Annotated in this window: 11 protein-coding genes and 1 tRNA gene; 7 read left to right on the forward strand and 5 right to left on the reverse strand. The window is 71.3% G+C overall.

Annotated elements, in window-relative coordinates; all coding sequences use genetic code 11:
• Positions 1–4: 4 nt before the first annotated feature.
• The 4 genes from ACFWY5_RS11075 to ACFWY5_RS11090 form a co-directional block, all read right to left on the reverse strand.
• A complete protein-coding gene (locus tag ACFWY5_RS11075) occupies positions 5–1,255 on the reverse strand; it encodes a sugar ABC transporter permease (protein ID WP_379631405.1) in 1,251 nt (416 codons plus the stop codon).
• Entirely contained in the window at positions 1,252–2,022 is a 771-nt protein-coding gene (locus tag ACFWY5_RS11080) for an ATP-binding cassette domain-containing protein (RefSeq protein WP_379625652.1), read from the reverse strand. The genes ACFWY5_RS11075 and ACFWY5_RS11080 overlap by 4 nt, the downstream gene beginning before the upstream one ends.
• A 1-nt stretch (position 2,023) precedes the next feature.
• Positions 2,024–3,142, reverse strand: a complete 1,119-nt coding sequence (locus ACFWY5_RS11085) for a sugar ABC transporter substrate-binding protein (protein ID WP_379631407.1) — start codon at positions 3,140–3,142, stop codon at positions 2,024–2,026.
• Positions 3,143–3,219: 77 nt separating this feature from the next.
• Positions 3,220–3,630, reverse strand: coding sequence for a winged helix-turn-helix transcriptional regulator (locus ACFWY5_RS11090; RefSeq protein WP_379625656.1), 411 nt, complete (start codon positions 3,628–3,630; stop codon positions 3,220–3,222).
• A 67-nt stretch (positions 3,631–3,697) separates the two neighbouring features.
• Here ACFWY5_RS11090 and ACFWY5_RS11095 point away from each other — a divergent pair, with 67 nt between their 5' ends.
• From ACFWY5_RS11095 to ACFWY5_RS11120, 6 genes are all read left to right on the forward strand, one after another.
• Entirely contained in the window at positions 3,698–4,615 is a 918-nt protein-coding gene (locus ACFWY5_RS11095) for an NADP-dependent oxidoreductase (RefSeq protein WP_379631409.1), read from the forward strand.
• A gap of 68 nt (positions 4,616–4,683) precedes the next feature.
• Positions 4,684–5,748, forward strand: coding sequence for an ATP-binding protein (locus tag ACFWY5_RS11100; RefSeq protein WP_379631411.1), 1,065 nt, complete (start codon positions 4,684–4,686; stop codon positions 5,746–5,748).
• Complete coding sequence (locus tag ACFWY5_RS11105) at positions 5,745–6,797, forward strand: VWA-like domain-containing protein (protein WP_379631413.1); 1,053 nt, start codon at positions 5,745–5,747, stop codon at positions 6,795–6,797. The genes ACFWY5_RS11100 and ACFWY5_RS11105 overlap by 4 nt, the downstream gene beginning before the upstream one ends.
• Positions 6,794–7,468, forward strand: coding sequence for a hypothetical protein (locus ACFWY5_RS11110; RefSeq protein WP_379631415.1), 675 nt, complete (start codon positions 6,794–6,796; stop codon positions 7,466–7,468). The genes ACFWY5_RS11105 and ACFWY5_RS11110 overlap by 4 nt, the downstream gene beginning before the upstream one ends.
• A 239-nt stretch (positions 7,469–7,707) precedes the next feature.
• The gene (locus ACFWY5_RS11115) at positions 7,708–8,640 is read left to right on the forward strand and encodes a LysR family transcriptional regulator (RefSeq protein ID WP_379625667.1); all 933 of its coding nucleotides are present in this window, start codon (positions 7,708–7,710) and stop codon (positions 8,638–8,640) included.
• Between the two features lie 83 nt (positions 8,641–8,723).
• A complete protein-coding gene (locus ACFWY5_RS11120; protein WP_379625669.1) occupies positions 8,724–10,169 on the forward strand; it encodes an alpha-lytic protease prodomain-containing protein in 1,446 nt (481 codons plus the stop codon).
• Between the two features lie 54 nt (positions 10,170–10,223).
• Here ACFWY5_RS11120 and ACFWY5_RS11125 read toward each other — a convergent pair whose 3' ends face one another.
• Positions 10,224–10,751 carry a histidine phosphatase family protein gene (locus ACFWY5_RS11125; protein ID WP_379625672.1) on the reverse strand — a complete coding sequence of 176 codons (528 nt, stop codon included), beginning with the start codon at positions 10,749–10,751 and terminating at the stop codon, positions 10,224–10,226.
• Positions 10,752–10,880: 129 nt separating this feature from the next.
• On the opposite strand from ACFWY5_RS11125, the gene ACFWY5_RS11130 reads away from it, so the two are divergent.
• Positions 10,881–10,954, forward strand: a tRNA-Ile gene (locus ACFWY5_RS11130).
• Positions 10,955–11,451: the final 497 nt, after the last annotated feature.

Below are 11,451 nucleotides of genomic sequence, written 5' to 3' on the forward strand. Positions count from 1 at the left end.
GTGGTCAGGCGCGGCCGCTGGCCTTCTGGCTGCGGCGGCTGACCGAGTCGATGACCACGGCGGCCAGCAGCACCGCTCCGGTCACGATGAACTGGATCGCGTTGCTCACCCCCTGCAGCGCCATGCCCGAGGCGATCGACTGGATGACCAGCATGCCGAGCAACGCCGAGTAGGCGCTGCCCCGGCCGCCGAACAGGGAGGTGCCGCCGATGACGGCCGCGGCGATGGCCATCATGAGCACGTTGCTCTGCCCCGTGGCCTGGCTGGCGCTGGAGATGCGGGAGGCGGCGAAGATGCCGCCCAGCGCGGCGAAGGCGCCGGAGATGGCGAAGACGGACATGCGGATGAAGGCCACGTTGATGCCGGCCCGCCGGGCGGCCTCGATGTTGCCGCCGACCGCGAAGATGCTGCGGCCGTACTTGGTACGCCGCTGGACGAAGTCGGTGACGATCACGACGGCCAGGAAGATCAGCAGGGCGAGCGGGAGGCCGCGGTAGAGGTTGAGGACGTAGGCCACGCCGAACGCCACGACGGCCAGCACCGCCGTACGGAAGACGATGTCGCCGACCGTGCGGGAGGGGACGCCGGCGGCGCGGCGGCGGGCGTTGCCCACGAGCGAGACGAGCAGGAATCCGGCGGTCGCGGCGGCGGCCAGGCCGTAGGCGGCGATGACGTAGGCGAAGTAGGTGTCGGTGAGGTTGGAGATCAGGCCGTCGGGCAGGTTGATGGTGCCGTTCGGGCCGAGTACCCAGAGCTGGAAGCCGGTCCAGGCGAGCATGCCGGCCAGCGTGACCACGAAGGAGGGCACGCCTATCTTGGCGAAGAAGAAGCCGTGGAACAGGCCCATCGCGGCGCCGACCGCGACCGCGACGATCATCGACGGCAGCGGGTCCCAGCCCTGGCCGACGCTGAGCACGGCCAGCACGGCCGCGCAGGCGCCGCTGACCGCGCCCGCCGACAGGTCGATCTCGCCCAGGAGCAGCACGAAGACGATGCCGACCGAGATCAGGCCGGTGGCGACGATGTCGACGCTGAGGTTGGACAGGTTCTGCGGCGACAGGAAGCGGTCGTTGAGCGTCTGGAAGACGAGCCAGATGACGACCAGCCCGACGATCACGGGGAGCGGGCCGAGCTCGCCGCCCTTGATCCGGCGCCTGAACTCGCCGAGGTAGCCGGCGAAACCCTTCTCGCGCACCAGCAGCCGGGGGTCCACCTGCGCCTCGGCCGCGGGGCCCGCCGGCTTCTCCTGCGTCATTCGCCCTCCTCGGAACGGGCCCGGCGGCGGGAGACCGCGTTGTCCGTGGCGCCGGTGATCGCGGCGATGATCTCCTCCTGCGTGGTGCTCCGCGCGTCGAAGACGCCGTTGTTCCGGCCCAGCCGCAGGACGGCGATTCGGTCGGCGACCGCCTTGACGTCGACCATGTTGTGGCTGATCAGGATCACGCCGTGTCCTTGGGCGCGCAGGCGTTCGACGAGGTCGAGCACCTGCGCGGTCTGCTCGACGCCGAGGGCGGCGGTGGGCTCGTCCAGCAGGACCACCTTGGGCTCGCCGAGCAGCGAGCGGGAGATCGCCACGGTCTGGCGCTGGCCGCCGGACAGCGAGGCGACCGGGATCCGCACGCTCGGGATCTTGATGGACAGCGTGTTGAGCAGGTCGCGCGAGCGCTTCTCCATGGCGACCTCGTCGAGCACGCCGAAGCGCCGGATCTCGTTGCCGAGGAACAGGTTGCCGACGACGTCGAGGTTGTCGCAGAGCGCGAGGTCCTGGTAGACGGTGGCGATGCCGAGCGACTGCGCCTCGCCCGGACTGTGGATGGTGACCGGGCGGCCCTGCCAGCGGATCTCCCCCTCGTCGGCCGGGCCGACACCGGCGATGACCTTGATCATCGTGGACTTGCCCGCGCCGTTGTCGCCGACGAGCGCGAGGACCTCGCCGGCGTTGACCTCCAGCGAGACCTCCGTCAGCGCCTGCACGGCGCCGAAGCGCTTGGAGACCCCCTCCAGGGCCAGGACCGGTGCCACGTCATTCCAGTCCGGCGGCCTTGCAGGCGGCCTGGACCTGCGGGGTGCAGATCTCCTTCACCGTCCAGAACCCGTCCTTGACGACGGTGTCGTCGATGTTCTGCTTGATGACGACGATCGGCGGGATGATCTGGGCGGGGATCGCGTCGTTCGTGCCGTTGTTGACGGTGGCGGTGCCCTTGACGTCCTCGCCGGTGCCGAGCGCGATGGCCATCTCGGCGGCGTTGCGCGCCTCCGGCTTGATCGGCTTGTAGATCGTCATGGTCTGGGTGCCGAGCAGGATGCGCTGGATGCCGGCGAGTTCGGCGTCCTGGCCGGTCAGCGGGGTGCCCGGCTTGACGCCCGAGTTCTGCATGGCCTTGGCGATGCCGCCGGCCATGCCGTCGTTGGCGGCGTAGACGCCGATGACGTTCTGCGCGCCGAGGGCGGTGAAGGCGCCGTTGGCCTCGGTGTTGGCCTGGTCGGGGCTCCAGTCGGGGGTGTCGTACTCCTTGCCGATGGTCACCTGGCCGTCGAGCACCGAGTGGGCGCCCTTCTTGAAGTCACCGGCGTTCGGGTCGGTGGGCGAGCCGTTGATCATGACGATCGGGCCGCGCTTGGGGTCGCCGCCCGCCTTGACGGCGTCCAGCAGGGCCTGGCCCTGCATCTTGCCGACCTGGATGTTGTCGAAGGAGGTGTACGCGTCGACGGGCCCGCCGGCCAGCCGGTCGTAGGCGATCACCTTGGCGCCCTGGTCGGTCGCCTTCTTGACCGCGCCCGCGATGGCCTTGGCGTCCACGGCGTCCAGGATCAGCACCTTCACGCCGTTGGTCAGCATGGTGTCGACCTGCTGCTGTTGCAGGTTCGGGTCCTGGTTGGCGTTGTTGTAGACGACCTCGCACTTGGGGCACAGGGCCTTGATGCCCGCGGTGATGTACGGCCGGTCGAACTTCTCGTACCTGGCGGTCTTGGACTCGGGAAGCAGCAGGCCGATCTTGAAGCCCTGCTCCACGGTGCCGATCGCGCTCGGGCCGCCCGGCGCGGGGCCGCCGGTGCTGCCACCGCCCGACTGGCCCGCCGTACCGCAGGCCACCGCAAACGCCAGGACGGCCAGGAGACCGCCGATAACCTGTGCTTTCACACGGCGAGCCGTACCCAGGCGGAAGAGCGGCGCGCGCCGGCTTGCCAATCCTTGCCCGGGTGATGCCGGGGTCTTGATCAGATGGGCTGGACGGGCTCCGCGGCGCGTTCGTCGTAGGCGCGGCGGGCGGCGAAGACCTCGTCGGCGTGCTCGGCCGACCACTCCGCGATGGCCGCGAGCAGGCCGCCGGCGCTGCGGCCCAGTTCGGTCAGCTCGTAGTCGACGCGCGGCGGGATCGTCGGGTAGACGGTGCGCCGGACGAGGCCGTCGCGTTCGAGGGCGCGCAGGGTCTGGCTGAGCATCTTCTGGGTGATGCCGTCGAGGATGCGCCGCAGTTCGTTGAAGCGGCGCGGGCCGTCCAGGAGCGCGCCCATGACCAGCGTGGACCACTTGCCGGTCAGCATGTCGAGGATCGCGCGGGGCTTGCAGGCCCGCAGGAACGCGTCGGCGCCGCCGTACCCGCGGAGGTCGGGAAAGGTGGTATCCATCAGGAACCTGGATATCAAAAGGGTGCCTTCTTCACAAGTGATACCGCCCGCGGCCACGATGGCAGCCATGAGAACGATCGTTTACCGCTCCTTCGGCGGGCCCGAGGTCCTGGAGCTCGCCGACGTCGACCGGCCCGTCCCCGAGGCGAACGAAGTGCTGGTCAAGGTGCACGCCGCCGGGGTCAACCCGCCCGACTGGAAGTTGCGGCGCGGGCCGTACCCGCCGCACTGGATGACGCCGCCGCTGGTCCCGGGCTTCGACGTCTCCGGCGTGGTGGAGGCGTCCGGGGCCTACCAGGGCAGGTTCGTGCCGGGCGACGAGGTCTTCGGCATGATCCTGTTCCCGAACCCGGCCGGCGCCTACTCCGAGTACGTGGTGGCCAGGCCCCGCCAGTTCGCCCGCAAGCCGCCGGGCCTGAGCCACGTGGAGGCGGCGGCGCTGCCGATGTCCGGCCTGACCGCCTGGCAGGGCTTCGAGGACTCCTGGGACGTACGGCCCGGCGAGCGCCTGCTCGTGCACGGGGCGGCCGGCGGGGTCGGCCACCTGGTGGTCCAGCTGGCCAAGCGGCGCGGGGCGTACGTGATCGGCACGGCCAGCGCCGGCAAGCACGACTTCGTCCGGCGCATGGGCGCCGACGAGGTGATCGACTACCGCGCCGTGGACTTCGCCCAGGCGGTCGAGCCGGTGGACATGGTCTTCGACATCGTCGGCGGCGACTACCCGCGGCGCTCGCTGCCGCTGGTGAAGGAGGGCGGCGCCTACCTCGGCGCGGCCGACATCTCCGACGAGGACGGCGCCCGGTACGCGGCCCGGGGCGTGCGGTGGCGGCGCTTCCAGGTGGAGCCGGACCACGCGGCGCTGGCCGAGCTCGCCAAGGTGCTGAACGTGCACGTGGACCGCACCTTCCCGCTGGAGGAGGCGGCCAAGGCGCACGAGCTGGCGCAGGGCTCGGACTTCGTCGGCAAGATCGTCCTGGAGGTTTGACATCCGCCCTCGCGTCAATCTACGTTGACCTAGACTCGTCAATGAAGGTTGACGCGAGAGGAGTCCGCATGCATGCGCTGGCCATGGCCGTGAGCGCGAACCTGCCCGTGATCCTGTGGGGCGCCCCCGGCACCGGGAAGACCTCGTCGGTGCTCGCCCTCGGCGAGCAGCTGGGGCTGCCCGTCGAGGTCGTCGTGGGGTCGGTCCGGGAGCCGAGCGACTTCGCCGGGCTGCCCGTCGTACGGGAGGGCGGCACCTGGTTCGCGCCGCCCCGCTGGGCCGAACGGCTCGCCGCCGCCGGGCACGGCATCCTGTTCCTGGACGAGCTGACCACGGCGCCGCCCGCCGTACAGGCGGCCATGTTGCGGGTCGTACTGGAACGGGTGGTCGGGGATCTCGCGCTGCCAGAGGGGGTGCGGATCGTGGCCGCGGCCAATCCGCCGGCGCTGGCGGCCGACGGGTGGGATCTGTCGGCTCCTTTGGCCAACCGGCTGGTTCATCTGGATTGGTCGATCAGTGCGGCCTCGGTGGCCGACGGGTTCATGGGGGGCTTCGCCGTACCGGATCTCGCGGGGGCCGGGGCGCCCACCGCGGCGGAAGTGGGTGCGGCCCGAGCGCTGGTGGGGGCGTTTCTGCGGGTGCGGCCGTCGCTGGTGCTCGCGGTGCCGGAGGAGAGCGGGCGGGCGTGGCCCAGCCCCCGCACGTGGGAACTGGCCGCGACCGCCCTCGCCTGCACCTCCTCCCGGCCGGGCGAGTGGGCGGAACGGGTGCGGGCCGAGCTGGTGGTGGGCGCGGTGGGCGAGGCGGCCGGGTTCGAACTGCTGTCGTGGGTACGCGACCTCGACCTTCCCGACCCCGAGACCCTGCTGTCCGACCCGGCGGCGCCCCTGCCCGACCGGGTGGACCGGCTGCACGCGGTACTCGGCTCGGTCGTCGCCCACGTGCGCGCCGACGGTGGCGGCGACTCCTGGCAACGTGCCTGGAACCTGGTCGCCCGGGTGGCCCGCCGTACCCCGGACGTGGCCGCGGGGGCCGCACGCTCGCTGGCCGCCCGCCGCCCGGAAGGCACCCCGCTCCCGCCCGCGATGCTGGAGCTGGCCCCGATCCTGCGCGCCGCCGGCCTGATGCCATGAGCATCGCCGCCGCCCGCCTGTGGGCCGTCACCCGGGCGCCGTACCTGGCCTCCGCCCTGTTCGCCCTGCGCCCCATCGAGCACCCTGACGGCCCGCCCGGCCTGAGCGTGGACCCCAACTGGAACGTCCACCTCTCCGGCGACCTGCCCGCCGAGGAGGCCGGGTGGTGGCTGATCCACCACGTGGGCCACCTCCTGCGCGACCATCCCGCCCGTGCCCGCGGCGAGGCCTGGCCGCTGGCCTCCGACGCCGAGGTCAACGACGACCTCCCGCCGCCGCCCTTTCCCGCCGTCTCCCCCGACACCCTGGGCCTGCCCGCCGGACTGCTCGCCGAGCGGTACCTGGAGCTGGTCGACCTGATCGACGTCCCGCCCGAGCTGGTCGCGTGCTCGGCGCCGCCGTACACCGGCCCCGCCGTCATGACCGACGTCGAACGCTCCCTGCTGGTACGCGCGGTCGCCGCCGACATCGACGCCCACCGCGGCACGGCGCCCGGCGGCTGGCGGCGATGGGCAGAGCAGGTGCTCCGCCCGGCAGTGGACTGGCGCGCCCTCCTGGCCACCCTCGTCCGCCACGGCCTCGCCCGAGCCACCGGCCGCGTCGACTACAGCTACGCCCGCCCGTCACGCCGATCCGTCCCGTCCGTGGTGCTGCCGTCCCTGGTCCAGCCCGTCCCGCGCGTGGCCGTCGTGGTGGACACCTCCGGCAGCGTCCGGGAGGAGGCACTGCGCCGGGTGCTGGCCGAGGTGGACGGCGTGCTGCGGGCGGGCGCGCAGGTGGACGTGATCTGCTGCGACGCCGCCGCCCACCCCCCTCAGCGGGTACGGCGGGCGAGCGAGGTCACCCTGACCGGCGGTGGCGGCACCGACCTGCGCGAAGGCCTGAAGGCGGCCGGCGCCCTCCGCCCCGGCCTGACCGTCGTCCTGACCGACGGAGACACCCCCTGGCCCGTCTCCCGCCCCCGCCACCCGGTCGTCATCTGCCTGATCACCCCTCCCGATCCGGTCGAGGTCCCCGCGTGGGCGCACGTCGTGCGGGTGGAGTCGTGAGCGCCTGGAAGGGGTTCACGCAGGGCGAGACGCGCCGATGGCGGCGGGCCGGGTTCGCGGAGGTGGAGGCGGCGGCCTGGCGGGAGGCCGGGGTGGAGGATCCGGACGACGCGCGGCTCTGGCGTACCACCGGCGCCACCCCTTCCAGCGTCATCTCCTGGCAGCGCGGCGGGCTGACGCCCGGGGACGCGGTGCGCTGGCACGAGCACGGGGTGAAGCCCCGGGAGGCCGCCGCCCGCCACCTGGCCGGCGAACCCCCGCACCGGGTGCCGCTGATGGCCCGGCTGTTTCCGGGGATACGGCTGAGCGATCTCGAACCCGGGCAGGCGGCGGCGTTGCGTACCCTGCTCCGGGCGGGAGTCCCGGTGGACGTGGCGCGCGCCTACACCGACGCCGGGTGGGACGGCGGCGCGGCCCGCGACTGGGCCGAGCGCCGGATCCCGCCCGCGCAGGCGGAGGTGTTCCGGGCGATGGGGTTCACCGCGCCCGAAGCCGCACGTATGGGACGACCGCCCATGGAGGTGCTGGCCGGCTGGTGGGGCGCGGTGCCCCTGGAGGAGGTGGCGGCCTGGTGCGCCGCCGGGCTCGGGCCGCGGGAGGCGGCGGCCCAGCGGGCGGCGGGGGTCACCGCCGAGCAGGCGGCCGTCCTGCGCGCTCTTCAGCGGCCCTGACTCATCTAGACCACCGCTCTGGTCAGCGGCGGTGTGGCCGCCAGTTTCGGGGGCGATGGCAAGTGACGCGGACATGAATGCCGACGTCGGACCGGGTCCGCACGTCATGCCCACATATGTGCAAATCCTCCCCGTATAGTCGTGCTTAACCGGCTAACCTAGGAGGCCTCAACAATATCTGTCATATTTCCTGACTTATCCCCATTGCGACCCAAGAAAGGCCGTCTTACCTTCCCGTTATGGACCTCGAGCTCAGGCACCTCAGAATCGTCCGCGCCGTCGCCGACGCGGGCAGTGTGAGCAAGGCCGCGAACCTGCTCGGCCTGGCGCAGCCCGCGTTAACCGCCCAGCTCAAACGGATCGAAAGGGTGCTCGGAGGCTCCCTGTTCGAACGTGACAGGCGCGGCGCCAGGCCAACACTCCTCGGCGAACTGGTACTCGAACGCGCCCGCGTCCTGCTCCCCGCCGCCAAAGAACTTCAGGATGAAGCCCTGCGATTCGCCAGCACCCCCTCCGTGCGCTACCGCATCGGCGCCACCAACGGCCCCGTCCTCGGCGGGCTCGTCGACCGCCTCGCCGCCGAGCGCCCCGTCACCACCCACACCTCCTGGTCGGAACACGAACTGACCACCATGGCCGACCTCGGCCGCCTCGACTACGTGCTGATCGGCGCCTGCGGTGACAGCGGCGCGCCCACCGGTTCGCTCGAATGGGAGACGATCAGCGTCGATCCCGTCTTCGTCCTGCTCGGCGCCGGCCACCGGCTGTCGGAGGAGAAGGAGCTCGAACTGGGCGACCTGGCCGACGAGCAGTGGTCGGTCACGCCCGGCGACGGCTGCTTCGCCGACTGCTTCGCCATGGCGTGCGCCCGCGCCGGCTTCACCCCCGGCACCATCTACGAGACCGACGTCTCGACCTGCGCGCACCTCGCCCAGGTCGGCCGCGCCGTCGTGCTCTGCCAGGCCACCCACCAGCCCGCCGCGGGCCTGGTGAAGGTGCCGCTGACCGGCGCGCCCCTGCGCTGGCGGCAACTCCTCGGCCGCCATCCCACCGCCCCCGACCCCGCGTGGGTCCTCGCCCAGGCCAAGGCCGCCCACGCCGACGCGGTACGGCGCAGCCCCGTCTACCAGGATTGGCTGGTGAGAAATCCGGGTTTCGGTACCGCGCCATAACCCGGTGATATGAGCAAGCTGATACTCCTCGCTCCCTGGGGCCCCGTCTACCGTGACGGCACCCCCAGCAGCGAGGAGACACCATGCTTCGTCGCACCCCGGCTCTGGTCGCGATCGCGATCGGGGCCCTGGTCGTCACGACCACGCCCGCCGTCGCCAAACCCCCGTCCGACGGCATGATCAGCGCCCTCCAGCGCGACCTCGGCATCACCAGGGAACAGGCTCTCGACCGCCTGGCCGGCGAGGCGCGCGCGAGCCGTACCATGCCGTCCTTACAGAAACGGCTCGGTGAGCGCTACGCCGGCGCCTGGCACGAGGGGCCGCAGGCCGCGCTCGTCGTGGCCACCGTCGACGCGGCCGACTCCAGGACCATCACCTCGGCCGGAGCCCAGGTCAAGGTGGTTCCGAGGACGCTGGCCCAGCTCACCGCGGTCAAGGACGGCCTCGACCGAGCCAGGCCACCGGCCTCCGTCCACGCGTGGGCAGTGTCGCCACGCGACAACTCGGTCCTGGTCCAGGCCGCCTCCGAGCAGGAGGCCCGCGACTGGATCACCGCCAGCGGCGTGGACGCGGCCGCCGTACGCGTAGAACTCTCGGCCGAACGGCCCAAGCCGTTCTACGACATCCGCGGCGGCGACGCCTACTACATCCCGTCGAAGGGCTACCGCTGCTCCGTCGGCTTCGCCGCCCGCCGCGGCACCACCCTCGGCTTCACCACCGCCGGCCACTGCGGCGACGTCGGTGACGCCACCCAGGGCTACAACCGGGTCGACCAGGGCGTCTTCCGCATCTCGTCCTTCCCCAGCGACGACTACGCGTGGGTGGAGACGAACTCCCAGTGGACCGCCCCCGGCGTCGTCAACGGCTACAGCGCCGGAATCCTCCCGGTACGCGGCTCCGCCGTCACGCAACCCGGCGGCTCGGTGTGCCGCTCCGGCTCCACCACGCAATGGCACTGCGGCACCGTCCAGGCACTCAACTCCACCGTCAACTACCCCGAGGGCACCGTCTACCAGCTGACCCGCACCAACGTCTGCGCCGAGGGCGGCGACTCCGGCGGCGCCTTCATCTCCGGCGACCAGGCCCAGGGCATGACCTCCGGCGGCTCCGGCAACTGCAGCAGCGGCGGCACCACGTACTTCCAGCCCCTGGCCGAACTGCTGTCGGTAGGCGGCCTGACCCTGGTCACGGCAGGCGGCGACCCGAACCCGCCCACCGGCTGCGCCAACTACCGGGAGAAGTACACCGGCTCCCTCACCTCGAACCAGAACCAGATCCAGCCGAACGGCACCTACTACCAGTCCACGGTCTCCGGCACCCACGCCGGCTGCCTGGACGGCCCCGACGGCGTCGACTTCGACCTGTACCTGGAGAAGTGGAGTGGATCGTCCTGGTCCATCGTGGCCCGCGGCGACAGCGCCAACCCCGATGAGAGCGTGAGCTACAACGGCACCGCCGGCTACTACCGCTACCGCGTCCACGCCTACAGCGGCTCCGGCGCGTACACCATGGGCCTCAACCGCCCATAGTCCCCCATACGAGTACTCGCTCGCCCGCGCCACGATAAGCGCAGGTCGTAAGGCTCAGGCGAGCGAGTACTCCCACCCCGGCCGCCAGTCGAACGGCGCATCCACCAGTTCCTCCAGCGGCACCCCGTGCAGCAGGTTCTGCAACGCCCACCGATTGGCCGAATGCGCGATGACCAGCACCGTCCGCCCCTGCCAGCGCTCCATCACCTCTTCCAGAAAAGCGGCCGTCTCCGCGACGACCTGCCGATAACTCTGCCCACCCGGCCAGGGCACGTCGATGTGCCGCCGCCTGAGCCGCGCCAGCTCATCCACCGGCCGCCCGTTGTAGATCCCGTAGTCACATTCCCGCAACCGAGCATCCCGCAAAATCTCCCGCCCACCCCCAAAGGCAACCTCCGCAGTCTGTACGGCCCGCCGCAGGTCAGAGCTGTACACCACATCGACGCCCGCCCGCCGAACCCCCAGCTCCACCGCCAGCTCCCGCCCCCGCGCAGACAACTCCCCCGGCAGCCAGCCCGTGGCGATCCCTGTCTCGTTGTCCACGGTGATGGCATGCGTCTCATAGATCAGCTTGACCGCCATAAGTCCGAAACTACCTCTGCCGAGCGCCGAGAAAGCCACGAATGTGATCGCCTTGGACTCCATCTAGGCTGCGGGGCATGGAATGATGTCCCAGGCGGTGCTGCTGGCGCCGCCGTACAACTCCATCCAGGGGCGGTAGCTCAGCCGGTCAGAGCATCGGACTCATAATCCGTGGGTCGTGGGTTCAAGTCCCACCCGCCCTACTCTCCCATACCGCGTTCGACGTGGGGTTTCTCGATGCTCGCCCACCTCTGGGCTCGTTGTTGATCATGGTTGGTCGCTCGTCGATTGCTCGCGTGTGCGGACCGCGTCACCCGGTAGATCATTTAGACCGCCAATGTCATCTCAGACCCCAAAGACGACCACGTGAATGCCCTGCCGGAACACCCGTCAAGGGCAGGCGGTCATGATTCATCTGCCGCTCGGTCACGTATCCGCCAAACCGCTCGCGCCCAGGTCACAGCACATCATGTCCGGCAAGACGTTGGCTTGCACCTGGAGTACATGCGCCCGCCCGTTCATGCCCGGTGCCTGGTAACGACACCGGTAGCAACCACCCTGAGGCAAGCGGCCGGGAACCTGGCCGACGCCCGCATCTGCGTCGTAGCTCCGGATGTCAGCCGGACGTGGAAGCGGGGGGGGCCGCCGGCCCGGGGGGGGCCCACCCCCCACCAGGGGGGTGGGCGGGGGGCGTGGGGGT

The sequence above is a fragment of the Nonomuraea sp. NPDC059007 genome, assembly GCF_042740555.1.
Taxonomy (GTDB): domain Bacteria; phylum Actinomycetota; class Actinomycetes; order Streptosporangiales; family Streptosporangiaceae; genus Nonomuraea.